General features: G+C 67.2%; 23 protein-coding genes and 2 tRNA genes. 15 read left to right on the forward strand and 10 right to left on the reverse strand.

From position 1 onward, the window contains the following. Positions 1 to 44 precede the first annotated feature (44 nt). Positions 45 to 323: an antibiotic biosynthesis monooxygenase gene (locus PV772_RS03605; protein ID WP_141182166.1), complete on the reverse strand. Its 279-nt coding sequence runs from the start codon at positions 321 to 323 to the stop codon at positions 45 to 47. 93 nt (positions 324 to 416) lie between these two features. Between PV772_RS03605 and PV772_RS03610 the strand changes: the two genes are divergently transcribed. Beyond that, entirely contained in the window at positions 417 to 2,093 is a 1,677-nt protein-coding gene (locus PV772_RS03610) for an AMP-binding protein (protein ID WP_347885388.1), read from the forward strand. On the opposite strand, the gene PV772_RS03615 is transcribed toward PV772_RS03610, so the two are convergent. Further along, positions 2,090 to 2,674, reverse strand: a complete 585-nt coding sequence (locus tag PV772_RS03615; RefSeq protein ID WP_347885389.1) for a hypothetical protein — start codon at positions 2,672 to 2,674, stop codon at positions 2,090 to 2,092. The genes PV772_RS03610 and PV772_RS03615 overlap by 4 nt on opposite strands. A gap of 143 nt (positions 2,675 to 2,817) precedes the next feature. Continuing rightward, on the reverse strand, positions 2,818 to 3,804 hold the full coding sequence (locus PV772_RS03620; RefSeq protein WP_347885390.1) for a 3-methyladenine DNA glycosylase: 987 nt from the start codon (positions 3,802 to 3,804) through the stop codon (positions 2,818 to 2,820). A gap of 154 nt (positions 3,805 to 3,958) precedes the next feature. Between PV772_RS03620 and PV772_RS03625 the strand changes: the two genes are divergently transcribed. Beyond that, positions 3,959 to 4,357 carry a VOC family protein gene (locus PV772_RS03625; RefSeq protein ID WP_347885391.1) on the forward strand — a complete coding sequence of 133 codons (399 nt, stop codon included), beginning with the start codon at positions 3,959 to 3,961 and terminating at the stop codon, positions 4,355 to 4,357. A gap of 33 nt (positions 4,358 to 4,390) precedes the next feature. Beyond that, positions 4,391 to 4,768, forward strand: coding sequence for a DUF1304 family protein (locus PV772_RS03630; RefSeq protein WP_141159697.1), 378 nt, complete (start codon positions 4,391 to 4,393; stop codon positions 4,766 to 4,768). Between the two features lie 13 nt (positions 4,769 to 4,781). Here PV772_RS03630 and PV772_RS03635 read toward each other — a convergent pair whose 3' ends face one another. After that, positions 4,782 to 5,966, reverse strand: a complete 1,185-nt coding sequence (locus PV772_RS03635; protein ID WP_347885466.1) for an SLC13 family permease — start codon at positions 5,964 to 5,966, stop codon at positions 4,782 to 4,784. Between the two features lie 62 nt (positions 5,967 to 6,028). Here PV772_RS03635 and PV772_RS03640 point away from each other — a divergent pair, with 62 nt between their 5' ends. The 5 genes from PV772_RS03640 (at position 6,029) to PV772_RS03660 (ending at position 11,357) form a co-directional block, all read left to right on the forward strand. Further along, a complete protein-coding gene (locus PV772_RS03640; protein WP_141159698.1) occupies positions 6,029 to 7,414 on the forward strand; it encodes a cystathionine beta-synthase in 1,386 nt (461 codons plus the stop codon). 24 nt (positions 7,415 to 7,438) lie between these two features. After that, a complete protein-coding gene (locus tag PV772_RS03645; RefSeq protein ID WP_347885392.1) occupies positions 7,439 to 8,602 on the forward strand; it encodes a cystathionine gamma-synthase in 1,164 nt (387 codons plus the stop codon). Between the two features lie 109 nt (positions 8,603 to 8,711). Next, the gene (locus PV772_RS03650; RefSeq protein WP_347885393.1) at positions 8,712 to 9,218 is read left to right on the forward strand and encodes a helix-turn-helix domain-containing protein; all 507 of its coding nucleotides are present in this window, start codon (positions 8,712 to 8,714) and stop codon (positions 9,216 to 9,218) included. Further along, positions 9,215 to 10,561, forward strand: coding sequence for an MFS transporter (locus PV772_RS03655; protein WP_347885394.1), 1,347 nt, complete (start codon positions 9,215 to 9,217; stop codon positions 10,559 to 10,561). The genes PV772_RS03650 and PV772_RS03655 overlap by 4 nt, the downstream gene beginning before the upstream one ends. 25 nt (positions 10,562 to 10,586) lie before the next feature. Further along, positions 10,587 to 11,357, forward strand: a complete 771-nt coding sequence (locus tag PV772_RS03660) for an SDR family oxidoreductase (protein WP_347885395.1) — start codon at positions 10,587 to 10,589, stop codon at positions 11,355 to 11,357. A gap of 23 nt (positions 11,358 to 11,380) precedes the next feature. Here the strand turns inward: PV772_RS03660 and PV772_RS03665 are convergent, their stop codons facing one another. Genes PV772_RS03665 through PV772_RS03680 form a run of 4 tightly spaced genes read right to left on the reverse strand, consistent with a single transcriptional unit; the run spans position 11,381 to position 15,861 of the window. Then, complete coding sequence (locus tag PV772_RS03665; protein WP_347885396.1) at positions 11,381 to 12,556, reverse strand: acyl-CoA dehydrogenase family protein; 1,176 nt, start codon at positions 12,554 to 12,556, stop codon at positions 11,381 to 11,383. Continuing rightward, positions 12,553 to 14,046 (reverse strand): APC family permease, encoded by a 1,494-nt coding sequence (locus PV772_RS03670; protein WP_347885397.1) that lies wholly within the window; start codon positions 14,044 to 14,046, stop codon positions 12,553 to 12,555. The genes PV772_RS03665 and PV772_RS03670 overlap by 4 nt, the downstream gene beginning before the upstream one ends. Next, complete coding sequence (locus tag PV772_RS03675; protein ID WP_141159705.1) at positions 14,043 to 15,254, reverse strand: glutathionylspermidine synthase family protein; 1,212 nt, start codon at positions 15,252 to 15,254, stop codon at positions 14,043 to 14,045. Before PV772_RS03675 ends, PV772_RS03670 begins: the two co-directional genes overlap by 4 nt. 1 nt (position 15,255) lies before the next feature. Beyond that, positions 15,256 to 15,861: a Tat pathway signal protein gene (locus PV772_RS03680; RefSeq protein WP_307361389.1), complete on the reverse strand. Its 606-nt coding sequence runs from the start codon at positions 15,859 to 15,861 to the stop codon at positions 15,256 to 15,258. A gap of 179 nt (positions 15,862 to 16,040) precedes the next feature. On the opposite strand from PV772_RS03680, the gene PV772_RS03685 reads away from it, so the two are divergent. The 6 genes from PV772_RS03685 (at position 16,041) to yidC (ending at position 21,488) form a co-directional block, all read left to right on the forward strand. Continuing rightward, positions 16,041 to 16,694, forward strand: a complete 654-nt coding sequence (locus PV772_RS03685; RefSeq protein ID WP_141182156.1) for an MOSC domain-containing protein — start codon at positions 16,041 to 16,043, stop codon at positions 16,692 to 16,694. A gap of 408 nt (positions 16,695 to 17,102) precedes the next feature. Further along, complete coding sequence (locus PV772_RS03690) at positions 17,103 to 19,172, forward strand: DEAD/DEAH box helicase (RefSeq protein WP_347885398.1); 2,070 nt, start codon at positions 17,103 to 17,105, stop codon at positions 19,170 to 19,172. A gap of 301 nt (positions 19,173 to 19,473) precedes the next feature. Beyond that, positions 19,474 to 19,545: transfer RNA gene (locus tag PV772_RS03695), tRNA-Thr, on the forward strand. Between the two features lie 61 nt (positions 19,546 to 19,606). Next, positions 19,607 to 19,680 (forward strand) — tRNA-Met (locus PV772_RS03700). 290 nt (positions 19,681 to 19,970) lie between these two features. Continuing rightward, on the forward strand, positions 19,971 to 20,519 hold the full coding sequence (locus PV772_RS03705) for an ABC transporter substrate-binding protein (RefSeq protein ID WP_347885399.1): 549 nt from the start codon (positions 19,971 to 19,973) through the stop codon (positions 20,517 to 20,519). A 180-nt stretch (positions 20,520 to 20,699) separates the two neighbouring features. Then, the gene (yidC, locus tag PV772_RS03710; RefSeq protein ID WP_347885400.1) at positions 20,700 to 21,488 is read left to right on the forward strand and encodes a membrane protein insertase YidC; all 789 of its coding nucleotides are present in this window, start codon (positions 20,700 to 20,702) and stop codon (positions 21,486 to 21,488) included. Between the two features lie 8 nt (positions 21,489 to 21,496). Here the strand turns inward: yidC and PV772_RS03715 are convergent, their stop codons facing one another. Then, on the reverse strand, positions 21,497 to 22,396 hold the full coding sequence (locus PV772_RS03715; RefSeq protein ID WP_347885401.1) for an NAD(P)H-binding protein: 900 nt from the start codon (positions 22,394 to 22,396) through the stop codon (positions 21,497 to 21,499). After that, positions 22,393 to 22,845, reverse strand: coding sequence for a nuclear transport factor 2 family protein (locus PV772_RS03720; protein WP_141159711.1), 453 nt, complete (start codon positions 22,843 to 22,845; stop codon positions 22,393 to 22,395). The genes PV772_RS03715 and PV772_RS03720 overlap by 4 nt, the downstream gene beginning before the upstream one ends. A 92-nt stretch (positions 22,846 to 22,937) precedes the next feature. On the opposite strand from PV772_RS03720, the gene PV772_RS03725 reads away from it, so the two are divergent. After that, positions 22,938 to 23,597, forward strand: coding sequence for a TetR/AcrR family transcriptional regulator (locus tag PV772_RS03725; RefSeq protein ID WP_141182155.1), 660 nt, complete (start codon positions 22,938 to 22,940; stop codon positions 23,595 to 23,597). Positions 23,598 to 23,640: the final 43 nt, after the last annotated feature.

Genomic DNA, 23,640 nt, shown 5'->3' on the forward strand with positions numbered 1-23,640 from the left:
GCGGGACCTCCGGAGGTCCCGCATTCTGCGTTTAACCGGTTGCGCTAGACGCGTTCCACCTTGACCGGTTCGGCCAGCAGGGCGCTCAGCGATTCGTTCAGGTCCTGCACCGCGATGCCCTTGGAGTGCCTGTCCAGGTCCTCCTGGGAGGCCCACTGCTCGGTCAGGACAAGCTTCTCCTCGGTGGCTTCGGTCAGTTCGTACTGGATGCAGCCTGGCTCCTTCACCACCTCGTCGATGGCGATTTCCAGGGCCAGCTTGACGCGGTGGAACTCGCCGTCGTTGGGGATGAACGTTGCTATCAGGTCAATGGGTGCACTCATGGATTTCACAATACCGGGCGCCCGGGAACGAACCGGCAGTGTTGCGGTGCCGGCCTGCTTCTCCTGCCGGGATCCTGTTGGTAGCGTGCCATCATGCGTGCTTACACAGCCGGGGACACTGACGTCCCGCTCCTGGAGGAAACCATTGGCGCGAACTTTGAGCGCGTCGCCGCGCAGTTTCCCCTCCACGACGCCCTGATCGAGGCCGCGCCGGTGCCGGGCGGCGATGCCCGCCGCTGGAGCTATACCAAGATGAACGACGACGTCGACCGGCTGGCCCGCGCGCTCCTCGCCCTGGGCGTCGCCAAGGGGGAGAGGGTGGGCATCTGGAGCCCCAACTGCGCCGAATGGACGCTGCTGCAGTACGCCACCGCCAAGATCGGCGCCATCCTGGTCAACGTCAACCCGGCCTACCGCAGCCATGAACTCGAATTCGTGGTCAAGCAGAACGGCATGCGCACGCTGGTCACGGCGCCGTCGGACACCAACAGCGATTACGTGGCCATGGGCCGCCAGGCCCTCCTCACCTGCCCGGACCTGCAGGAGCTCGTCTTCCTTCCGGACCACGGCCTGGATGCGCTGAACGCCGGCAGCCCGGAAGGCGATGCGGAGCTGACCTACGGCGAGCTGCTCAAGCGTGCCGACGCCGTCGGGCACTCGCGCCTGTTGGCCCGCATGGCCGAACTCAGCCCGCACGATCCCATCAACCTGCAGTACACCTCCGGCACCACAGGCTTCCCCAAGGGCGCCACGCTGACCCACCACAACATCCTGAACAACGGCTTCGCGATCGGTGAACTGCTGGGCTACACGGAGCGTGACCGCGTGGTCATCCCGGTGCCCTTCTACCACTGCTTCGGGATGGTGATCGGCAACCTGAATGCGCTCAGCCACGGTGCCGCGACCATCATTCCGGGCCGTGGCTTCTCGCCCGCCGCCGCGCTCGAGGCCGTCCAGGACTTCGAGGGGACCTCCCTGTACGGCGTGCCCACCATGTTCATCGCCGAGCTCGCGCTGCCCGATTTCGGTTCGTACGATCTCTCCACGCTCCGCACCGGGGTCATGGCTGGCTCACTGTGTCCCATCGAGGTAATGAACCGGGTTATCGCGGAGATGAACATGGTGGACGTGGCCATCTGCTACGGCATGACGGAGACCTCGCCGGTGTCCACCATGACGCGCAAGGGCGACACGCTGCAGCAGCGCACCGAGACCGTGGGCCGCACCATGCCGCAACTGGAGAGCAGGATCGTGGATCCTGCCACCGGGGAAGACCTGGAACGCGGGCAGATCGGCGAACTCTGCACCCGCGGCTACGCCGTCATGGCTGGATACTGGGACCAGCCGGACAAGACCGCCGAAGCCATCGACGCGGAGGGCTGGATGCACACCGGGGACCTGGCCCGCATGGACGACGACGGCTATGTGGTGGTGGAAGGCCGGATCAAGGACATGGTGATCCGGGGCGGCGAGAACATCTACCCCCGCGAGATCGAGGAATTCCTCTACACCCACCCGGACATCCAGGACGTCCAGGTCATCGGGGTCCCGGACACCCGGTACGGTGAGGAGCTGATGGCCTGCATCATCCTCAAACCGGGTGCCCGGCCCCTTGACGCCGCCTCCCTGGCAGAGTTTTGCCGGGGGCGTCTGGCGCACTACAAGATACCCCGGTATGTGGAGGTCCGGGAGAGCTTCCCCATGACGGTCTCCGGGAAGATCCGCAAAGTCCAGATGCGCGAGGAAGCGGTGGCCCGGCTGGGGCTCTAGGCATCCCTGCGGCGGCGGCCGGTGCCGGCCCGGATAGCCGCGACTGCCGCAACGGCCACCGCTGCCAGCGCCGCCACGGCCAGGACCGCCCTGCCCTCCCACCCCGCCGGGGAGAGCATGCGGGTGCTGGCCGCGCCGGTGACCTCGTTGGCCGGGATATTCCATTCCTCCTGGGAGGGAAAGATTCCGGGTGGGAGCTGCACCTCGCGCAGTTCCCGCCGGGCGGCGAGCCGCTCGCGGACCTCCGGGTTCGGAGCCGGTTCCAGGTTGTCCGCGGCAATGGCCGTGGGGTAGTCGATGATGTAGGGCTCACCGTAAAACGCCGACGACGCCACGGACTCCACCCAGGTGCCGGGAGGCGGGGCCACGCCGCGGGCGGCAAAGGCTGAAAGCAGCATGTCCCGGATCTCTTCCAGGCTCCTGCCTTCGGCGTCCCGCGACACGTCGAAGATGGCCAGCTGCAGCCTGAGCTTCTCCTCGGCGCCCGGATCCTGGGCGTCCGGATCCAGGACGGCGGGATCCTGGGACGTTCCGGGCACAGCCTCGGAGTTGGGATAGGTGCTGCCTGGTTCGGAGCTCATGGGATCCTTTCGGTCGACGGTGCCTGCCAGCCTGGTGCCGTCCAACCGGACGGGGATGGCACCCGGCGGGGCGCCCCATACCGGCTCCGTACCCTCTGGCGCGGAGATCAAGCGGTTTCAACCGGCCGGAAGCGCCGCGTTGTTCAGTGCCCCCGGTGGTCCTGAATGGTCATCCGCGGGCCAAAGGTGGGCTTGCGGAAGCCGGTGCTCTGGATCATCCGGACCACGCGCTGCCGGTGTCCCCGCCAAGGCTCCAGCAGCTTGAGCATCCCGGCGTCATCGGTCCTGCGTCCGGTCAGTGCCGCCCCCACATACGCCGCGAGATGGTAGTCACCCACCGAAATGGAGTCCGGGCAGCCGTGGGTGCGCTGGACCACCTCGGCGGCGGTCCAGGCTCCGATGCCCGGAATGACCTGCATCTTTTCCCCCGCCACCAGGGCAGGCAGCGCGGCCAGGCGTTCAAGCGCGACGGCGGAGCGCAGCGCACGCATGACAGTGGCCGAACGCTGGGGACCCACCCCTGCCTTGTGCCACTCCCAGCTGGGAACCTGCAGCCACTGCGCCGCCGTCGGCGCCACCACCAGCCCGGCCGGCGTGGACATCCCGGCCCGCGGCGCCGGAGTCCCGTAGCGGTGCACCAGGTAGCGGTAGCCGCGCCGCGCCTCGATGACCGTCACCTTTTGTTCGAGGATGATCGGCACCAGCTGGTCCACCATCCGCCCGCTTGCCGGCAGCCGGACCGCCAGGGCGCGGCGGCGGGCCTCCTGCACCATGCGTGGCAGTGTCGAATGGAAGGCCGGTTCGTCGAAACCCTGCCAGTCGTCGTCGGCACCCAGCAGCCGGGGTGCCGCCTTCACGGCTGCGTCGGCGCCCGGCCCCCACGCCTGGATGTCCACCAGCGGGGTGCCTGCGGCGCCGCCGCCCGCGGAGGCGAGCCGGATGGTCGCCGGGCCGTCCGGCGTCGTAAACGCATTCCAGATGACGTCACCCTGGACGCAGAAGGAGGGATCGCTGTTTCCGCGCAGGAGCGGCCCCAGGGTCCGGGAAAGACTGTAGGGACCATCCGGATACCACCGCAGGGACACGTCCGCCGCGGCTGCCAGCCGGGGAGGTGCCTCTGCGATCGTCATGTCTTCCATCGTCCCACGGACCGCCGACAGTGGCGGGACCATCGGCCCTTCTGCGCTTCCTGGCCCCGGATTAAGATCACCCCGGGTGGCACCCGGGCGTCGGGCGCACCAGGCACCGAATCGACAGAGAACCAGAAGGACACGGAGGGCAACCATGGGCGGAGTAGTGCATTTCGAGATTCCCGCGGACGACCAGATGCGGGCAAGGAAGTTCTACCAGGAGGCCTTGGGCTGGCGGATCGAACCGGTGCCGGGCATGGATTACAGCATGGTCATCACCACGGACATGGACGACGCCGGCCAGTCAACAACGCCAGGGGCCATCAACGGCGGGATGATGGCCCGCGAAGGACAGATCACCAGCCCGGTCATCACCATCGATGTGCCGGATATCGACTCAACACTGAAGTCCGTCGAGGAATCCGGCGGTTCGGTCCTGATACCCAAGAACGAAGTTCCCGGCATGGGCTTCACGGCCTACTTCAAGGATCCCGAGGGCAACGTGTTGGGTCTCTGGGAGAACCTCCCCGGAAACGAGGGCGGCGGCGCATAGCATGCGCCCGCGCCGGGGCAGCAGGACGCGCCCATGAGTACGGTCATCCAGGTGCTTGCAGTCATCACCGGGATCACCCTTATCACTGTGGGCCTGCTGGAAGCTTTCCGGTACACGGACCAGCGCCTCCATCCCATCTTCCTGATCAGGCCGGAAGATACTTCCGCTGTGCGCCTTTGGACCATCAACGTGGGGTTCTACAACATCGTCTGGGGTTTGTTCGGGATATCCGGGGTGGTCCTCGCCAATGCCGGCCAGGTCACGGTGGGCCGGACCATCGTGGCCATGATGTCCATTGCCCACGCCATCCTCGGCGTCGTGCTGATCATCAGTGAACCCCGGCTGTGGATCAGCGGCATCGGCCAGGCGTTCCTCCCTGCCGTAATCCTCTGGCTGATGTTCGTGGGATAAGCCGTGCCGTTGCTCAGGGCATCCCGGACACGGCCCACAGTGCCAGCACCGCGAGCGGCACGGTCAGCACCACCGCCACCAGTCCCGCCGCTGCGAACCCGCCCCACCTGATGGGCACGTTCAATACCCGGAGCCGCTCATGCCACAGCAGCGTGGCCAGCGACGCCCACGGCGTCACCAGCGGTCCCAGGTTGACCCCGATCAGCAGTGCAGCGAGCCTGGCGGGCGACCCCGCCACCGGTTCCAGGGCCAGGTAGGCGGGAAGGTTGTTGGCCGCGTTCGCCGCCCCGGCGCCCAGGCCGGCCAGCTGAAGCAGCGCGGGCAGGCTGTCCCCGGTCCCGGCCACACCCGCCAGCAGCGGCGTCAGCCCATGGGCGTGCAGGGCCTCCATCAGCATGAACAGCCCAACCGTCAGCATCAGCGGCCGCCAAGGCACCATGGACCACCGCAGGGCCGAGGGCCGGCGCCGCAGGAAGACCGCCACCAGGACGGCGGCGGCGGCCAGTGCCGGGTACTGGACCGGCAGCCCGGACACCAGCGCGGGCAGCAGGACCACCAGCGTGATCCCCGCGGCTTTCAGCAGGGTCCGGTCGCGGACAGGACGGGCAGGCTGGGGACCGTAGGTTCCGCGCAGGTCCCGCCGGAACGCCAGCCACAGCAGGGCAAGCGGGACCAGCAGGCCAACCAGTGCCGGAGCCCACACCAGCCCCGCGAAGCGCCACGGGCTCAGGCCCAGCCGGTCCTGCGCCAGGAGGTTGGTCAGGTTGGACACCGGCAGCAGCAGGGAAGCGGTATTGGCCAGCCAGATGCTGGTCAGCGCGAACGGCAGTGGAGGGATCCGGGCGTGGACGGCCAGGAGGACCACCACGGGTGTCACCAGCACCGCGGTGGTGTCCAGGGACAGGAACACGGTGGCCACCGTGGCCACTGCCACCACCAGCAGCCACAGGAGGAAGACCCGGCCCCTGCCCAGGGCGGCCAAGCGGTCCGTCACCACCCGGAAAAGTCCTGCCTCATCCACCAGTTCGGTCACCAGGGACATGGCCAGCACGAAGGCCAGGATGGGAATGGTGCGTCCGGCCAGTTCGCCGAAGGCCGTGAGGGGGAGGGCACCGACGGCGAGGGTGGCCAGGCCTGCCGCCAGGGTTGCGCCGGGCAGCAGGTAGCTGCGGGTGGCTTTCAGCCATGCGAACTGCATCACCGGGCTATCCTCGCATCCCGAGCGGGGAACGGCCTGCAGGAAGCGGTAGCTTTGTATCTATGAAGTACGCCCAGTCCATCCTGGACCTCATCGGCAATACGCCGCTCATCAAACTGAACCACGTGACCGACGGGATTAAAGCCACCGTCCTGGTCAAACTGGAGTACCTGAATCCCGGCGGGTCCATCAAGGACCGCATCGCGGCGCAGATGATCGAGGACGCCGAACGCGAGGGCAAGCTGAAGCCGGGCGGCACGATCGTGGAGCCGACGTCCGGCAACACCGGCGTTGGCCTGGCCCTGGTGGCGCAGCAAAAGGGCTACAAGTGCGTCTTCGTGGTCCCGGACAAGGTAGGCGAGGACAAGCGTGCCGTGCTGCAGGCCTACGGCGCCGAAGTGGTGGTCACGCCCACCTCCGTTCCACCGGACAGCCCGCAAAGCTACTACGGCGTCTCGGACCGGATCACCCGCGAGACCCCGGGCGCCTTCAAGCCGGACCAGTTCTCCAACCCTGCCGCGCCCGGCAGCCACTACAAGACCACTGGCCCGGAGATCTGGCGGGACACCGAGGGCAAGGTCACGCACTGCGTCATCGGCGCCGGTACCGGCGGCACCATCACCGGGACCGGCCGGTACCTCAAGGAGGTTTCGGCTGACAGACCGGAGTCCGACGGCGGGGTGGTCCGGATCATCGGCGCGGACCCGGAAGGTTCGGTCTACTCAGGCGGCACCGGGCGTCCGTACTTCGTGGAGGGCGTCGGGGAGGACATGTGGCCGGCGAACTACGACAAGACCATCCCTGACGACGTCATCGCGGTCTCCGATGCTGACTCGTTTGCCATGACCCGGCGCCTGGCGCGGGAAGAGGGCCTGCTGGTGGGCGGTTCCTCCGGCATGGCCGTGGTAGCCGCACTGCAGGCGGCCAAGGACCTGCCGGAGAGCGCCGTCGTCGTGGTCATCCTGCCCGACTCCGGACGCGGCTACCTTGCCAAGATCTTCAACGACCAGTGGATGCGCTCCTACGGTTTCCTCTCCGGCGGCGAGGAAACCTCCGTGGGGGAGGTCATCAAATCCAAGAACGGCGAACTGCCGGACCTGGTGCACATCCACCCCAACGAGTCGGTGCGCGACGTCATCAACATCATGAACGAGTTCGGCGTCAGCCACATCCCGGTCCTCTCGCAGGAACCGCCCGTGGTCATGGGTGAGGTCCTGGGCGCCGTGGATGAGCGCACCCTGACCGCCAAGCTGTTCCGCGGCGAAGCGAAGCTGACGGACAAGATCTCCGAACACATGGGACCCAAGCTACCTGTGATCGGCTCACTGGAAACCATCTCCGCGGCCCGGGAACTGCTCTCGGACGCGGACACCCTGATGGTCACGTTCGTGGGCGCCCCCGTGGGCATCCTCACCCGGCACGACCTGCTGGCCTACCTCAGCAACTGATCTGCGCTACCCAAAAGGAGCATCATGACTGCCTCTGGAAACCAAGGTTTCAACACCCGCGCCGTCCACGCCGGCCAGGCCTTCGAGCCCCGCACCGGCGCGGTGGTTCCGCCGCTGCACTTCAGTTCCACCTACGCCCAGGACGGCATCGGCGGCCTGCGCAGCGGCTACGAATACGGGCGCGGCGGCAACCCCACGCGGGACGCGCTGCAGGAACAGCTCGCGGCGCTGGAACTGGGCACCCACGCCTACAGCTTCAGTTCCGGGCTCGCCGCGGAGGACTCCCTCATCCGCGCGCTCACCCGCCCCGGCGACCACATTGTGCTGGGCAACGACGCCTACGGCGGCACCTACCGGCTCATCAGCCGGGTGCTGGGGGACTGGGGGATCGGCAACACTCCGGTGGACATGGCCAACCTTGACCGGGTCCGCCATGCGGTGGCCGCGCACAAGACCCGGTTCGTGTGGGTGGAAACGCCGTCCAACCCGCTGATGAAGATCACCGACATTGTGGCGCTCGCCGACATCGCGCACGACGCCGGGGCCCTCCTGGTGGTCGACAACACCTTCGCGTCCCCCTACCTCCAGAACCCGCTCGCCCTCGGTGCCGACGTGGTGGTCCACTCCACCACCAAGTACATCGGCGGCCACTCCGACGTCGTGGGTGGGGCCGTCGTGGTCAAGGACGCGGAGCTGGCGGAGAAGATCGGCTTCGTGCAGTTCGCCGTCGGTGCGGTGTCCGGCCCCATGGATGCGTTCCTCACCACCCGCGGCCTGAAGACCCTGGGCGTGCGGATGGACCGGCACAGCGAGAACGGGCAGGCCGTGGCCGAGTGGCTGCTGGAGCGCCCCGAGGTGGAGGCTGTCCTGTACCCGGGCCTGCCGGACCACCCGGGCCACGAGCTCGCCAAAAAGCAGATGCGCAAGTTCGGCGGCATGGTCTCCGTCCAGTTCAAGGGCGGTGAGGCAGCTGCCCGCAAGGTGGCCGAGTCCACCTCCGTCTTCACCCTGGCGGAGTCCCTCGGCGGCATCGAGTCGCTCATGAACTACCCGTCCGAAATGACCCACGCCTCAGTCAAGGGCACGGAACTGGCCGTTCCCGTGAACCTGCTGCGCCTGTCCTGCGGCATTGAGGACAAGGAAGACCTGATCGCGGACCTGGACCAGGCCTTCTCGAACATCCCGTAATCCACCCGCGAGATGCCATTAACGGCGACGTTCACGTGCGGGACTGCCGTTGAGCGGCATCTCGCGACAGGTATGGCTTTCTTGAAGAAAGTCAGCTAGCGTTCCAGGTATGCCTCTTCGATCCGACTGGTCCCGACGCAACTGCAGCATGGCCCGCGGGCTGGACATCCTGGGTGACCCCTGGTCCATCCTGGTCCTCCGCGAGGTCTTCTTCGGCAACGGGCGCTTCGACGCCATGAAGGGCCGGCTGGAGGTGGCGGACTCGGTGCTCACCAAACGGCTGGCAGGCCTGGTGGCATCGGGCCTGCTCGAGAAGAAGGCTTACGACGACGGCGGCCGCACCCGCCAGGAGTACGTCCTCACCCCCAAGGGCGAAGACGCGCTGCCGGTCCTGAACGCGGTCACGCTCTGGGCGGAAAAGCACCTGCCCGCACCCTCCGACCAGGCGCACCTGTATGTCATCCATTCAGGCTGCGGCAAAGCCACCAGCTCGGCGGATACCTGCACCGAATGCGGAGAACGGCTCACCGCGGCGAACACCAGCTGGCACAGCCGCTCCCGGTCCGAACAGCCCATCCGGCTGTCCACCGCAGCAGGGAACGGAACGGCCGCATGAGCGCCCTGCCCGGGGAAACAGCGGACACGGCCTCGCTGCACACCCCGCGGGGTCCGCGCCGCCGCCTGCATCCCGCCTGGATCGTCGCCGCCGTCGCGTTCATGGCGCTGGTGGGCGCGGCAGGCTTCCGGGCTGCACCCGGCGTCCTCATGGTCCCGCTCCAGCAGGAGTTTGGCTGGTCCACCACGGTCCTGTCCTCTGCGGTCAGCATCAACCTGGTCCTCTTCGGCCTGACCGCCCCGTTCGCGGCCGCCCTGATGGAACGCTTCGGCATCCGGGCGGTGACGGCCACCGCCCTGGTCCTGATCGGCATGGGCAGCGCCCTGACCGTCCTGGTAAACCAGTCCTGGCAGATCCTGCTGACCTGGGGCCTGCTGATCGGGCTCGGTACGGGCTCCATGGCCCTGGTCTTCGCCGCCACCATCGCCAACACGTGGTTCACCAAAAGCCGCGGGCTGGTGATTGGCATCCTCACTGCCGGCAGCGCCGCCGGACAGCTGGTCTTCCTGCCCTTCATCGCCATGCTCGCCCAGGACCCCGGCTGGCGCCAGGCCTCGCTGCTGATCGCCGCCGGCGCCCTGGCCGTAGTCCCGCTGGTGCTGAAGTTCCTCAAAAACTCGCCGGCCGACGTCGGGGTGCTGCCGTATGGAGCTGCGCCGGTGGACGTCGAGGTGAAAGAGGCCGCACCAGTGCCGGACAGCGGCCCCCGCACCAACGCTGCCGTCCGTGCGCTGCAGGTGCTCCGGCGCGCCAGCAAGGTCAGGACCTTCTGGGCCCTCGCGGCGGGGTTCGCCATCTGCGGCGCAACCACCAACGGCCTGATTGGCACGCACTTCATCCCCTCCGCGCACGACCACGGCATGCCCGAAACCACTGCCGCGGGACTGCTGGCCGTCGTCGGGATCTTCGACATCATCGGGACCATCGCCTCGGGCTGGCTGACCGACCGGTTCAACCCCCGCGTCCTGCTGGCTGTCTACTACCAGTTCCGCGGGATCGGCCTGCTGGTGCTTCCGCTGCTGCTGAATGCCGAGGTCCAGCCCAGCATGATCGTGTTCGTGGTGATCTACGGGCTGGACTGGGTGGCCACCGTCCCACCCACCGCAGCCATCTGCCGCGAAACGTTCGGAGCTGACGGCAGCGTGGTCTTCGGATGGGTCTTTGCAGCGCACCAGCTTGGCGCGGCGGCCGCCGCCATTGCCGCCGGAGCCCTCCGTGACGCGACCGGGCACTACACCTACGCCTGGTTCGGCGCGGCCGCGATGTGCACCATCGCGGCGGTCATCAGCGCGACCATCCGCCGGCACCACAGCCCGCGGGAAGCGGCGCCCGCCGCGGCCTGAATCGCGGCGCCGCTAGGCTGGTCGGATGGAACCCCTCGCACCGGCCCCTGCCCGCCCCGTTGCCCTGGTCACTGGTGTGGGCCGGCTGGCCGGCATCGGCGCGGGAATAGCCCGCCGGCTTGCGGCGGACGGCTGGGACCTGGTCCTGTCCTACTGGGCCGAGTACGACGCCCGAATGCCCTGGGGGAGCGAACCCGAAGACGTGGTCCGGCTGACCGCGGAGCTGGAAGCCATTGGCGCCAAGGTCCACGTCCTGTCCGCCGACCTCCAGGATCCCGGCGTCCCGGACCGGCTCATGGCCGAGGCCGTTCAGCTGTCCGGACCGCTGCAGGGCCTGGTGCTCAGCCACGCGGAGTCGGTTGACTCCGGCGTGCTGGACACCACCGTGGAGTCCTTCGACCGGCATTTCGCGGTCAACACCCGCGCCAGCTGGCAGCTCATTGCCGCGTTCGCGCGGCAGGCAACGGACGACGGCGGCGCGATCGTTGCGCTGACCAGCGACCACACAGCATTCAACCTTCCCTACGGAGCCTCGAAGGGGGCGCTGGACAGGATCGTGATTGCTGCCGCCCGCGAGCTGGGTCCGCAGGGGATTTCCGCGAACGTCATCAACCCCGGCCCGGTGGATACCGGCTGGATGACCCCGGAAGTTCGGAAAGAGCTCACGGCGCAACAGCCGGGCGGCCGTTTGGGCACCCCCGCGGATGTTGCCGGAACCGTGGCTTTCGTGCTTTCACCCGCGGGCCGCTGGGTGTCCGGGCAGCTGGTCAAGGCCGACGGCGGTTTCTCCGCTTGACCACCCCAGTTGGGGGCAGGCGATCAGTGGAAGGCGCCCAGGCCCGTGATGTGCCGGCCCAGGACCAGGGTGTGCACCTCGTCGGTACCCTCATAGGTCCGGACCGATTCCAGGTTCGCGGCGTGCCGCAGCGGCGAGTAGTCCGTGGTGATGCCGTTGCCGCCCAGGATGGAGCGGGCGTCGCGGGCGATCCTGATGGCCTCGCGGACGTTGCTCAGCTTGCCCAGCGAGATTTGCTCGGGCCGGATGGTCCCCGCGTCTTTGAGCCGGCCCAGGTGGAGCGCCAGCAGGGTGCCCTTCTGGATCTCCACCAGCATGTCCACCAGCTTCTGCTGCGTGAGCTGGTAGCCTGCCAGCGGCTTGCCGAACTGCAGCCGCCCCAGCGAATATTCCAGCGCCGCCTCGTAGGAATCGCGTGCGGCGCCCATGGCGCCCCAGGCGATCCCGTACCGGGCCTCGTTCAGGCAGGTGAACGGGCCGCGCAGCCCCCGTGCACCCGGCAGCAGGGCCTCCGGACCCAGCCGGACGCCGTCGAACACCACATCGCACTGGATGGAGGCGCGCATGGACAGTTTCTGTTGGATGGGCGTGGCTGTGACGCCAGGGGTTCCGGCCGGCACCAGGAAGCCGTGCACGCCGTCGTCCGTCATGGCCCACACCACCATCACGCCGGCCACGGAGGCCAGCCCGATCCAGCGCTTGGTGCCGTTGAGCACCCAGCCGGCGTCGTCCCCGCTGCCATCCTTTGTGGCGTAGGTGGCCATGGAGGCGGGGTCCGAGCCGGCCGTTGGCTCTGTCAGGGCGAAGCAGCCGATCACCTCGCCGGCGGCCATCCGGGGCAGCCACTCCTGCTTCTGCTCCTCGGAGCCCCAGGTGTGGATGGCGGTCATGGCCAGCGAACCCTGGACGGACACGAAGGTGCGGATGCCGGAGTCGCCGGCCTCCAGTTCCATCGCAGCGAGGCCGTACTCGACGGCGGACCGGCCCGGGCAGCCATAGCCCTCCAGGTGCATGCCCAGGACGCCGAGTTCGCCCAGTTCCGTCGCCAGCTCCAGGGGAAAGACGGCTTCCTCATACCAGCGGGCTATATCCGGCTTGATCCGCTGCCGGGTGAAGTCACGGACCTTCTGCCGGAGCTCCAGTTCCTCCGCCGACAGAAGGGAATCGAGGTCCAGGATGTCCGATGATGCGGCGGTCATAGCTTCTCCTCAAAGTAAGCGCGGGTGGCGGGCAGGAACCGGCAGGCGGCGGCCAGGACGACGCCGAGGGCCAGCAGGACCACGCCGCTGACGAAAGCGCCGCCGACGCCGAAGATCCGGGTGTCGCCGTAGGCCGGGTCCCACATCTGGACTGCCGAGATGAAGAACGCGGCGGTCAGCAGCAGCGCCCCGGCCAGGGGAAGGATGCCGCAGAACCAGAGGTTCCGGGCCGAGTCCCGGAGCGTTCCGCGGAAGTACCAGAAGCAGGCGTACCCGGTGAGGGCGTAGTAGAACGCGATGAACAGGCTGATGGCGCTGATGGAGTCTGCCAGCAGGTTCTCGCTCAGGAAGCTCATGGCCACGTAGTAGGCAGCCGCCGCCCCGCCCATCACCTTGGTGGAAAAACCCGGGGTCTGGTTGCGCGGGTGCACCTCGGCGAATTTGGCCGGCAGCGCGCCGTGCACACCCATGGACAGGGTGCCGCGGGCGGTGGGCAGGATGGTGGTCTGCGTGGAGGACAGCACCGAAGCCAGCACGGCAACGACGATCAGCCAGCCCCACGGCCCCAGCACCACATCCTTCATGGCCAGGAACACGTCGTCCTGGTTGGCCTCGTTGCCCAGACCGATGCCCTCGGACCCCACGGTGGCGTACATCATCACCAGCAGCGCCACCGAAACGTAGATGGCCACCAGCACGAAAGCGGAGATGACCGCGCCACGGCCCGGCGTGGTGGACGGGTCCTCGGTTTCCTCGTTGACCGCCAGGCAGGTGTCCCAGCCCCAATAGATGAACAGGGCAAGGAGGGCGCCGTGCACCACGGCGCCGGGCTCGGCAAAAGCGCCCACCGGGTTGAACCATTCGAAGTCGAAGGCCTGGCCCTCCGGCGCCCCGCCCACGATCCGCATGACAATTGCCAGGGCAAAGATGCCCAGCGCAATGTACTGGACGTAGGTCAGGACCCGCTGGACGTGCTCACCCAGCCGGATCCCGCGGTAGTTCACCAGGGTCATCAGCACGATGAAGAGCAGGCCGGTCCCAGTGACCAGCAGTTTGTTTTGTGCCAGGGATCCGTCACCCACCAACAGCCACAGGTACTGGCCTGCCACCTGCGCCAGGTTGGCCAGGACCACGATCCCGGCCAGCGCCACGCCCCAGCCGCCCAGCCAGCCGGCCCAGGGGCCGAAGGCCTGACGGGACCAGGTGAACGTGGTGCCGCAGTCCGGGATGGCACTGTTCAGCTCCCTGAAGGCGTAGGCGATGAAGAGGACCGGGATGAAGCCCAGCAGGAGGATCAGCGGTGTGTAGTTGCCGTTGACGGCAACGATCAGGCCCAGGGTGGCGGCCAGCGAGTACACCGGGGCGGTGGAGGCCAGCCCCAGCATCACGGAGTCGCCCAGGTCCAGGATCCCTGCCCGCAGCCCCTTGCCCGGGACGGGGGTGCCACCCCCGCCGCCGTGGCTTCCCGCCGTCGTCATGTCCGTACTCATAGGATGATTCCTGCCTTGGTGGAGCCGGCCACCGCGGAAAGCGGAGCCGGCGCGTCAATGGTGTTGGGGACAAAGCGGCAGAAATAGTCCGTCACCGGCCCGTCCGATTCCCGGATGCCGCAGCCGACGGATTCACCGTCCACCACCCACAGGCCCAGGACGGGGCGGTTGCCGTCGAAGTCAGGGAGCGGGTGGTACTGCTGGTAGCACCAGCCCTCCCGGCCGTACCCGCCAGGCTGCTCCAGCGTGAGGCCCTCAGCGTGGATGCGGATGTTATCGCCTTCCCGGCCGTGAAGGGGCTTGGCCACCCACTCCTTCAGCGGCCCCGGGTCAGTGAGGTAGGCCGGCAGCAGGTTGGGGTGGTTGGGGTAGAGGTGCCACAGAGCCGCGAGCAGGGCCTTGTTGGAGAGCAACATCTTCCAGGCCGGTTCTACCCACCGCGGGTTGTGGGCGCGCTCCAGCAGCCGGGGGCCGAACTCCTCCTTCATCATCAGCTCCCAGGGGTACAGCTTGAAGATGGTGCTGATCATGAAGTTGTCCAGGTCCACGAACCGGTTCAGGTTGGGGTCCCATCCAATATCGGACATATTGATGCCGATGGTGGTCCACCCGGCCTGGCTGGCAACGTCGCGCATGTAGGCGGCGGTCATCCAGTCCTCGCCGGACTCCTCCACCTCGGAATGGGCAACGTGCAGGGTGCTCATCCCGGTGCGGTACTGGAATTTCTTCCACTGCCGGATCAGGGCTTCATGGATGCCGTTCCATTGATCCTTTTCCGGGTGGACGTCCTGCAGCCAGAACCATTGGGCGACGGCGGCCTCGATGAGTCCGGTGGGCGTGTCGGCGTTGTATTCGAGCATCTTGGCCGGGCCGCCCTGGCCGTCGTAGATGAAGTCGAACCGGCCGTAGACGTCCACGTCGCCGGCCTGCAGGGATTCGGCGGCTAGTTCCAGGGCCTGCGGGCCGATGCCTATGCTGCCCATGGCCCCGGTGGCAAGGAACTTGGCGGCCTCCAGGCACATCCGGTGCATTTCCTCGGCGGCGAGCTCCAGGGTTTCCACCTCGTCCATGGTGAACTCGTAGTAGGCCGACTCGTTCCAGTATTCAATCCGGCGCCCGTCATCCATGGTGGTGGAGGAAAAGACCAGGCCCTGCTCTTCGATCTTCTGCTTCCAGCCCTGCCGGGGCTCGCTTGCCAGCCTCTTCACATCAGCCCCCCGAGACCTTTCCACCGCCGCTTGTGCCGCTCTTCGCGCTTGAACCGAACCCGCCGCGGCTGACCGTGCCGCCCTTGCTGCTGTAGCCCGTGGACGCCTTGGCGCCGCTGGGGATGGTACGGGAGTAGCCGGGTGAGGTGGACCTGTTCTGGCCGATTGCCGGAACGCTGGCCCCGCGGGAGTAGAAGTACCAGGCGTAAAGGCCGCCACCGCGGCCCGCGGAACTGTCACAGCTGTTGTCCGCCACGCGCTCGCCGGTTTCTTCGTTGAAGCAGACCTGGGCGTAGTCGGGGTCGTCTTCGTTGCTGGCAACCACCGCCGTGATGGTGCCGGCCAGCAGAGCGGTCACGCCCAGGCCCACCACCACGGTGCGCCGCTGGGAGCGCTTCTTGCGCGCTGCCGCCTGGTTGAGCTGCTTTTCCCGCTCGCGCGCGAACGGATCCACGGGGGTGACGGGTTCGTTGAGGAGTTCGGGACGCAGGTCCGGCTTGGGTACCTGCCAGGGCGGTGGCTTGGCGGTGCTGCCGGTGTCACTGCTGCCGTTGCCCGCCGGCCCGTTTTCCGGTTCCTCTTTTGGGCCTTTCTGGTCCGAGTCCACGGCGTCCCCCCTCAATTGGTCGCACGGTTTGGGCGCAGCACTGCACCCCCAAATGCAAGTCTCGAATCAGCGTAGTCCCTGCAGGAACCGCCTGCGAGCGGAATTACCTGCGGCAGCGGGGGAGACCTGCCCATTGCCGGCGCGTGGGGCCCTGTGCTGGAAAACCCTAGACTGATCCCATGGAATCCGGTTCTGTCCTTGCCGTCTGCCGCGTCCACCAGCTCCTGCGGGATGGGGGCAGCGTGGGCGTCACGGCCATCGACAAGCGCCCGGTGAATGGTCCGGTCAAGGTACACAAGCTGGGGCTGCGCGGCGATATCCAGGCCAACAGGGCCCACCACGGCGGGGAGGACCAGGCCGTATACGCCTACTCACAGGCCGACGCCGACTACTGGGCCGACGCCCTGGGGCGGGAGCTGCCCGCGGGCTTCTTCGGCGAGAACCTGCGGATCTCCGGCATCGAGGCCACCCACGCGGTCATCGGGGAGCGCTGGACGGTGGGCGCCGGCGTCGAACTTGAGGTGACGTCTCCACGCACGCCCTGCGCCACTTTCCAGCGGCGGATGAAGGAACCCCAGTGGGTGAAGCGCTTCACCGACGAAGGACGGGTGGGAACATACCTGCGTGTCCTCCGCACCGGCAGCATCCAGGCCGGCGACACCATCGAGCGCACGTTCGTCCCGCGCCATGGGGTCACCATTGGCAAGTGGTTCAGTGAGCCGGACGCGGACCTCATTGCGGTCCTTCGCGGGGCAGAGGCCGACGGCGAGATCCGGCTCCAGGACGAATACCACACCAAGTTCGAGGTGCTGTTGCGGCGGCTGGGACGGTGACACCCGCCCGCCGTCGCGGCAGTGCGGCGGGCTGTGTGCGCAAGCTCACCCGCCGTCGTCGGCCGTTCGATTTCCGGTCCGCGGCGTCCGTGCCCTACACTTGAAACATCCCCCACTCCGGAAATCCCTTTTTCCTGCCCAATTCTTGAGGCAGGACTGGCAAGTGTTGGGGCCCGCGCAAGCGATGCGGGCATTTTCATAGGGAGAGCCGGCTAAAGAAAACGCTGTACAGACTGCTGGGATAGCAGCCAAGAGATGCAGCGCGAAGTCCTGCCATGGGATTGCGAAAGCGCCGGACTTCTGTGACCGGCCGGTCAACGTTTGCCCGGCACCATCGGCACGTGTACTGCGGCTCCGCTCACCTCGGGTAGTGCCGCCTGGCCCCCTATGGATGAGGAATAAATCCCTATGCCCGAAAACCAGAACGAAACCACCGCTGTTATCGAGGACGCCCCCGTGGCTGCCGCCGAGGCTCCCGTAACCGCTCCCGCCGCTGAAGCCCCTGCTGCTGAGGCTCCCGCTGCTGAGGCGCCTGCCACGGCCGCCCCTGCCGCGGACGAAGACGAAAACACCGTCAAGTTCGCCGACCTCGGCATCGACGGCCGAGTCCTGGCCGCCCTGCAGGACGTCGGGTACGAGAAGCCGTCCCCCATCCAGGCCGCCACCATCCCGCTGCTGCTTGAAGGCCGCGACGTGGTGGGCCTGGCCCAGACCGGCACCGGTAAGACTGCAGCATTCGCAGTACCGGCACTGTCCCGCCTGGCCGAGCTCCACGACCTCAACGGCCCCTCCCGCAAGACCCAGGCCCTGGTCCTGGCCCCCACCCGCGAGCTGGCGCTGCAGGTTGCCGAGGCCTTCACCTCCTACGCCAAGCACATTGACGACTTTACTGTCCTGCCGGTCTACGGCGGCTCCGCCTACGGGCCCCAGCTGGCGGGCCTTCGCCGCGGCGCCCAGGTGGTTGTGGGTACCCCCGGCCGCGTGATCGACCACATCTCCAAGGGTTCCCTGGACCTGTCCGAACTCCAGTACCTGGTGCTGGACGAGGCTGACGAGATGCTGCGGATGGGCTTCGCCGAAGACGTGGAGCAGATCTTCCAGCAGACCCCGGAGGACCGCCAGGTGGCGCTGTTCTCGGCCACCATGCCGGGCCAGATCCGCCGGATGTCCAAGCAGTACCTCAACAATCCGGCTGAGGTCCAGGTCAAGTCCAAGACCACCACCGGAGCCAACACCCGGCAGCGGTACCTCCAGGTCATGGGCCCGCAGAAGCTGGACGCGCTGACCCGCATCCTTGAGGTGGAAGACTTCGACGGCGTCATCGCTTTCGTGCGGACCAAGATGGCCACCGAGGACCTGGCTGACAAGCTGAAGTCCCGCGGATTCCAGGCTGCCGCCATCAACGGCGACATCCCGCAGCAGCAGCGCGAGCGCACCGTTGACGCGCTGAAGGAAGGCCGGATCGACATCCTGGTGGCCACCGACGTCGCCGCCCGTGGCCTTGACGTCGAGCGGATCAGCCACGTCATCAACTACGACATCCCGCATGACACCGAGTCCTATGTGCACCGCATCGGCCGCACGGGCCGTGCCGGCCGTTCCGGCGAGGCGATCCTGTTCATGACGCCACGGGAGAAGTACCTGCTGCGTTCCATCGAAAAGGCCACCCGCCAGCCGGTGGAACAGATGCACCTGCCCACGGCCGAGACCGTGAATACGCTGCGCCTGGGCAAGTTCGCCGAGCGCATCACCGAGACCCTCGCCTCCGAGGACGTCGCGGCGTTCCGCGACCTCATCGCCTCCTACGAGGAAGAGCACAACGTCCCGGCAGCGGAGATCGCTGCGGCCCTTGCCGTCATGGCGCAGGGCGGCCAGCCGCTGCTGGTCAAGGAACTGCCCGCCGCTCCCGAATTCCAGAAGCGCGAACGCTCCAAGGACGGCTTCGGCTCACGTGGGCCGACCCGTGCGCTGACCGAGGGCAACGCCACCTACCGCATCGCAGTGGGCCGCCGCCAGCGCGTCATGCCCGGCTCGATCGTGGGCGCCATCGCCAACGAGGGTGGCATCTCCTCCGCACAGATCGGCGGCATCGACATCCGCTCGGACCACTCCCTGGTGGAGCTGCCCGCGGACCTGAGCCAGGAACAGCTGCGCGCGCTGTCCCGCACCCGGATCGGCGGCGAGCTGATCCACCTCGAGCTGGACAACGGCCGCAAGCCCTCCGGCGACCGCGGCGCCTACCAGGGCAACCGCGGCGGCAATTTCAAGGGCAACGGCGGCTTCAAGAAGGAGTTCCGCAAAAACGACGGCGAGCGGTCCTCGGCTGACCGTGGCGGCCGTTCCTACAGCGAGCGTTCCTTCAGCGACCGCGGCCAGGCCGGGGACTCCCGCTTCGGCGGCCACGGCGACGGTTCCCGCAAGCCCCGCAGCGGCGGCGACAGCGGACACCGTGACTTCAACCGCAAGGGCAAGTGGTAAACACTTCCGCGCGTTGAGCAAATGACGACGACGATGGGCCGGCTTTCGAGCCGGCCCATCGGCATTTAACCCGAAGCCAGGATGTGGGGCTGGACACATTCCGGTCCCGGCATGGAGGGAAGGGGCCTCTCAAAGGTCCATCCCGGCGTCGGCAGCTGTGCGCTCACTGCCCCGCCAGCCCCGGAATTCCGCGGAAAGTGCCGCTTTGGAGGCCCCGGCAGCGGGTGCCATTCCAGGCGCACGGAGGGCATGGATGCCGATTTGTTGGTGCGGAAATCTTCGGGTAGAGTATTTACTCGTTGCCCCCCTAGCTCAGTGGTAGAGCGCGTTCTTGGTAAGAACGAGGTCACCGGATCGATTCCGGTGGGGGGCTCTGAATGAGGGCCTGCGTCAAGGCGGTTTTGACCGGCTTGACGCAGGTTTTTCTCATTCGTGGCGGTGTAGCTCAGTTGGTTAGAGCGCACGACTCATAATCGTGAGGTCGGGAGATCGAGCCTCCCCACCGCTACAGGCTAAGCCCCCGGAATCCCCGAGATTCCGGGGGCTTTCCTGTTGCTGCAGGTCCAGCCACCGGTAACGGCGCCTCGACTTTAAGGCCTTCCATTCCCGCGACAGGGGTTGACTGCTCAGTATGCTTATTATTAGGTTTGGTTGAGTGGAAAAAGTGTCATAGGTCACACCACATCAAGCCCAAGAGGGCACCAACCCAGCAATCACAAAGTTCCGCCGGGGTTCTGGCATGGGGGCCGGCTCCGGGGGTTCATGCGTCGGACACCGGCGCTGAAAGGAACACCTGAGATGCGAACACGAATTTTAGCTTCAGCAACAACCATCGCCCTGTCCGGAGCCATGCTCTTCGGCGTCGCGGCACCATCTTCGGCCGCCGCGCCCACCGCACCTGCAGCATCGACCCAAGCCTCGCAGCTGGTCGGGACTGCTACCATCAACCAGACCATCGCGGGTGTTGGCACTTTTGCTGGCACATTCACTCCGACCGGTTTTAGCACCCAGAACGGGCAGCTCGCCGTCACGGGCCTCCTGTCAGGCACCTTCACCTCCGTCGCTGGCGACATCACGCCGATTAGCCAGACCCTCACGACGACTGTGCTGTCTGCAACAACGACGCCCACGGGGACATGCGACATTCTCAACCTTGTTCTTGGGCCGCTGCACCTGAACGTCCTGGGGCTGGTCGTGGACCTGAACCAGGTGGTTCTGCATATCACTGCCCAGTCCGGCGCGGGCAACCTGCTTGGCAACCTGCTCTGCTCGGTCGCCGGCCTGCTGGACGGTGGCACCGGACTCAACGGCCTGGCAGCCTTGTTGAACCGCCTGCTCGGCCTGTAACTACTACCAACCCCAGGCGCGGGACCGCAGCCCTAAAAATTCTGGAGTGAAGCGGGCGGCTCCCTTCGGGCCGCCCGCTTCTCCTTATCCCGAGCCCTTGAAGGGGGGCGGAGCAACAACCCGGGCTTTCCTGTTTCCCGCATCCGCAGTAGCTTGGCAGCAACTGCGGATGGGGGTTTGGTGGACGTTTTTGCGGCGGTCATGGAGCCGTTCCGATGGCTGGTTTCAGTCGTCATGGCGGGGTTCCACGACTGGCTGGGTGCGGCGGGGATGCCGCCGGGGGACGGCTGGACCTGGACGCTGTCCATCATCGGGCTGGTGCTGGTGATCCGGGCGGTGTTGATTCCCGTGTTCCTGGCGCAGGTCCGGGCCCAGCGCCGGATGCGGCTCCTGCAGCCGGAACTGCAGGAGCTCCAGGAGCGGTTCAAGGGCCGGACGGACCCGGTGTCGCGGCAGGCCATGGCGCAGGAACAGATGGGCCTGTACAAGAAGCACGGCACGAACCCGTTCTCCGCCTGCCTGCCGCTGCTGATCCAAGCGCCGTTCTTCCTGGCCCTCTTCCAGGTTCTGTCCGGACTCTCCGGCGCCTCGCCGCGGGGCGAAGGCATCGGGGCCCTGGACCACGGGCAGGTGGTCCAGTTCGCGTCCGCCGGCATTTTCGGGGCGCCCCTCTCGGCGTCCCTCCTGCATGGGGGCGGTGACCCCGCCGCCGTGGCCGTCCTCGCCGTCGCCATGATCCTGGTGATGATCACCTGCCAGTTCCTCACGCAGAAACTCGTGGCGTCACGGACCTTGGCGGGGCAGGACACGGACAGCCCGTTGATGCGCCAGCAGCGGATTCTCCTGTACCTGCTCCCGCTGATTTTCGGGGTGGGCGGGATCTTCTTCCCTATCGGCGTCCTGGTCTACTGGACGGTCTCCAACCTCTGGACGCTGGCCCAGCAGTTCCTGGTGTCACGCCGGCCGTGATTGGCGCGTCAGTGGCCGGCCAGCGCCTGCGACTGCTCCTTCAGGAATTCGGTGACCGACTTCGGGTTGATCCCGCGCTGGCGCAGGGGTTTATCATCCCAGGTGGCCTCCTCAATATCCGAGGCCAACCCGACGCCCAGTGCAGAAGCCATGGCGTCGTTCCTGCGTTTCAACATAAGCGTGGCCATCCGCGCCACAGGACGGGGCATGCGCTGCACCTTCAGGGGATGGTGCGCCAGTTCCCCCGCGATGCCGATGATCTCCTTCTTGGTCAGCGGCTCGGGTCCGCCCACGTCGATCTGCGCCGGCGGATCGGGCTCCAGTGCCACGGCGGCGAGGAGAGCGGCAATGTCCCCGGTGGCCACCAGCCGACGGCGGTTGTCGCCCTTTCCGATGACGGCTGCCTTTCCCGCCGCGAGGTCGAACCGTGCGGCGGGGCTGAGCTGGACTTCCTGCAGTCCGTCGGAACGTACCACTACGGTCCGCATGGGTGAGTTCGCCAGGCGGCGCTCAATGGTGAGCTTGGCCTGTTCCAGCGGGGTCCGGAGGCTGGCGCTGCCGATCGGGAAGGACAGGTAGACAAAGCGCTGCACGCCGGCGGCTTCCGCTGCGTCGACAAGGTGGCCCATTCCCACTTCGTCGACGTCCCGGATGGTAGCGGAACTGGTCCCCGCGAACCGGCGGCTTATCGCCGTTGCCGTGGCAATCACTGTGTCGGCGCCCTCGCACGCGGGCGGCAGCGTGGCAGGTTCGGTGAGGTCTCCGCGCACAACTTCCGCGCCGATCGCCCGGAGTGGCGAATCGTCCGTTTGGCGCCGGACCAGGCAGCGGACCTCTTGTCCGGAAGCGCGCAGCCGTTTTGCCACCCGGCCGCCCAGGTCACCCGTTGCCCCGACCAGGAGGATCATGGCCGTGCTCCTTCCGTGCCTGCTCCGGTGACGGCCTGGACCGCGGCATCCACGTCCGCCGTGTCCTTTTCGACAGGCTCCAGGTAGAACCTGACCGCCGCAATCCGGTCGCTGCGGACGCTGAAGATTGCCACGCCGGCCTGCTCGACGGCGCTGCCGTCCAGGCGGGTGCCGCGCGATCCCCATTCGACCCAGACCTTGCCGCCGGTGCCGGTTGCCGAGTCCAGCACTGTCACGGTCATGTCGGGAATCCCTGCGAACAGTGCGGACCAGTTCTTCCGCACCTGTGCGCTTCCGGTGAAGCTGCGGGCCGGGTGGTTGGGGGTGATATTGACGTAATCGTCTGCGAACTCGGCCAGCATGGCATCGAGGTCGCGCCGCTGTGTTGCGGAAAACATTCGGCGCACAGGGCCGTCTGGGAGGCGGTCCACGCCGTCTGGCGTGTCCATGGAAATGCTCCTTGGTGCCTCGCCGGGCGAGGCTGTGACCTGTTAGATTGATTTCAATACAGTTAGCTGTATTGATTGGAGTTTAAGACCGCATGCAGAGCCCAGTCAATGCCTCCGGGAAACGCCCCGCAAGGCGAAGTTATGACGCACGGCGGCGCCGGCAGCTCGCTGCGGAGTCGCTGCACAGCGTCCGGACGCATGCCAGGGAGCTCTTCCTCACCCAGGGTTTCGGGGCGACGACGATTGCGCAGATTGCCCGCGCTGCCGGCGTCTCCGCCGAGTCGGTCTACAAGAACTTTGGCAGCAAAGCGGGGCTGGTCCGCGCCATCTACGAGGAGAGCCTCCTCGGCGCCGGCGGACCGCCGGCCGAGCAGAGGTCCGATCTCGCCCAGAAAACCGAGTCGGATCCCGTACGCCTGATGGAGCGGTTCGGCCGGTTCACCACGGAGATCAGTCCCATTGGAGCCCCGGTCTACCTTCTGATCAGGGACGCGGCGGCCAGCGGGGACGCCTCCATGGCGGCACTGCTGCGGGACGTGGACGAGGCCCGTTACCGCCGGATGCTGCACAATGCCCGGCAGTTGGTGGGCAGGGGGCTTCTCAGGCCCGGCCTCACCGAAGCCGAGGCTGCCGACGTCATGTTCACCTCCACTGCCGCCGAACTCTACGAAACGTTGGTGATCAAGCGGGAATGGTCCGCCGAACGCTACGGCACCTTCATCGCCCGGACCCTGGCGGCGAACCTGCTGTAATCCCTACCGGCCGGCCAACCTGGGCGGGCCCCTGTTCCCCGCG

The organism is Pseudarthrobacter sp. CC12 (genome assembly GCF_039907755.1).
GTDB lineage: Bacteria > Actinomycetota > Actinomycetes > Actinomycetales > Micrococcaceae > Arthrobacter > Arthrobacter niigatensis.

Excerpts from the sequence above, each read along its gene's own strand:
- PV772_RS03605 (WP_141182166.1), bottom strand. The coding sequence starts at position 323 with ATGAGTGCACCCATTGACCTGATAGCAACGTTCATCCCCAACGACGGC.
- PV772_RS03610 (WP_347885388.1), top strand. The coding sequence starts at position 417 with ATGCGTGCTTACACAGCCGGGGACACTGACGTCCCGCTCCTGGAGGAA.
- PV772_RS03615 (WP_347885389.1), bottom strand. The coding sequence starts at position 2,674 with ATGAGCTCCGAACCAGGCAGCACCTATCCCAACTCCGAGGCTGTGCCC.
- PV772_RS03620 (WP_347885390.1), bottom strand. The coding sequence starts at position 3,804 with ATGACGATCGCAGAGGCACCTCCCCGGCTGGCAGCCGCGGCGGACGTG.
- PV772_RS03625 (WP_347885391.1), top strand. The coding sequence starts at position 3,959 with ATGGGCGGAGTAGTGCATTTCGAGATTCCCGCGGACGACCAGATGCGG.
- PV772_RS03630 (WP_141159697.1), top strand. The coding sequence starts at position 4,391 with ATGAGTACGGTCATCCAGGTGCTTGCAGTCATCACCGGGATCACCCTT.
- PV772_RS03635 (WP_347885466.1), bottom strand. The coding sequence starts at position 5,966 with ATGCAGTTCGCATGGCTGAAAGCCACCCGCAGCTACCTGCTGCCCGGC.
- PV772_RS03640 (WP_141159698.1), top strand. The coding sequence starts at position 6,029 with ATGAAGTACGCCCAGTCCATCCTGGACCTCATCGGCAATACGCCGCTC.
- PV772_RS03645 (WP_347885392.1), top strand. The coding sequence starts at position 7,439 with ATGACTGCCTCTGGAAACCAAGGTTTCAACACCCGCGCCGTCCACGCC.
- PV772_RS03650 (WP_347885393.1), top strand. The coding sequence starts at position 8,712 with ATGCCTCTTCGATCCGACTGGTCCCGACGCAACTGCAGCATGGCCCGC.
- PV772_RS03655 (WP_347885394.1), top strand. The coding sequence starts at position 9,215 with ATGAGCGCCCTGCCCGGGGAAACAGCGGACACGGCCTCGCTGCACACC.
- PV772_RS03660 (WP_347885395.1), top strand. The coding sequence starts at position 10,587 with ATGGAACCCCTCGCACCGGCCCCTGCCCGCCCCGTTGCCCTGGTCACT.
- PV772_RS03665 (WP_347885396.1), bottom strand. The coding sequence starts at position 12,556 with ATGACCGCCGCATCATCGGACATCCTGGACCTCGATTCCCTTCTGTCG.
- PV772_RS03670 (WP_347885397.1), bottom strand. The coding sequence starts at position 14,046 with ATGAGTACGGACATGACGACGGCGGGAAGCCACGGCGGCGGGGGTGGC.
- PV772_RS03685 (WP_141182156.1), top strand. The coding sequence starts at position 16,041 with ATGGAATCCGGTTCTGTCCTTGCCGTCTGCCGCGTCCACCAGCTCCTG.
- PV772_RS03690 (WP_347885398.1), top strand. The coding sequence starts at position 17,103 with ATGCCCGAAAACCAGAACGAAACCACCGCTGTTATCGAGGACGCCCCC.
- PV772_RS03705 (WP_347885399.1), top strand. The coding sequence starts at position 19,971 with ATGCGAACACGAATTTTAGCTTCAGCAACAACCATCGCCCTGTCCGGA.
- PV772_RS03715 (WP_347885401.1), bottom strand. The coding sequence starts at position 22,396 with ATGATCCTCCTGGTCGGGGCAACGGGTGACCTGGGCGGCCGGGTGGCA.
- PV772_RS03720 (WP_141159711.1), bottom strand. The coding sequence starts at position 22,845 with ATGGACACGCCAGACGGCGTGGACCGCCTCCCAGACGGCCCTGTGCGC.
- PV772_RS03725 (WP_141182155.1), top strand. The coding sequence starts at position 22,938 with ATGCAGAGCCCAGTCAATGCCTCCGGGAAACGCCCCGCAAGGCGAAGT.